Consider the following 537-nt stretch of genomic DNA (forward strand, 5'->3'; position numbering starts at 1 on the left):
TATCCGTAATCAAAATCCGTTCGCCAACGTTTGCCTTACGTTTCTCCGTCTTATATTTCGTCATACTAAAACAACTCCCCGTAGTTTATTTGCGACTGCGCCGCCGCCCTTTCATCGTCTTCTTCCGTCTGTTCGGCCGCTTTTTGTTTTGCGAGCAATGGCGGCAGGTATTTGCCTCGCATATACGAAAACATGAATCCGAAGTTGCAGCCGGGCCACTGTGCCGTCGGTTTCTTGGCCGCAAAGCACGCGTCGATGAAGTCCCGTACGATAGCCGCCCCATATTCGTCTATCATCGCCTTTAGGTTACGTGCTTCCATGCCGCGATTATTGGCGACGTATTTGATGCCGTAGACTTCGAGGTGGCGGTCGTGCAGATAGACGATGAAGTCGCGTGCCGTCCATTTTTCGATGGGCTTTTCATTCATCTACGCATTCACCCCTTCGATTTTGACGCCGAGTAGATCGAGCGTTTTTCGAATTCCGTCAGCAACACCTGAAGTATATTGACCGCGCGGACTGGCTGTCAGCACTTTG

General features: G+C 51.0%; 1 protein-coding gene. It reads right to left on the reverse strand.

Annotated features, from left to right (window positions below; translation table 11 throughout):
* Nucleotides 1-65: 65 nt before the first annotated feature.
* Nucleotides 66-428, reverse strand: coding sequence for a hypothetical protein (locus LC033_RS16700; protein WP_226570368.1), 363 nt, complete (start codon nucleotides 426-428; stop codon nucleotides 66-68).
* Between the last annotated feature and the right edge of the window lie 109 nt (nucleotides 429-537).

Origin of the sequence: Bacillus stratosphericus, assembly GCF_020524495.1 — a bacterium.
Taxonomy (GTDB): Bacteria; Bacillota; Bacilli; order Bacillales; family Bacillaceae; genus Bacillus; species Bacillus stratosphericus_B.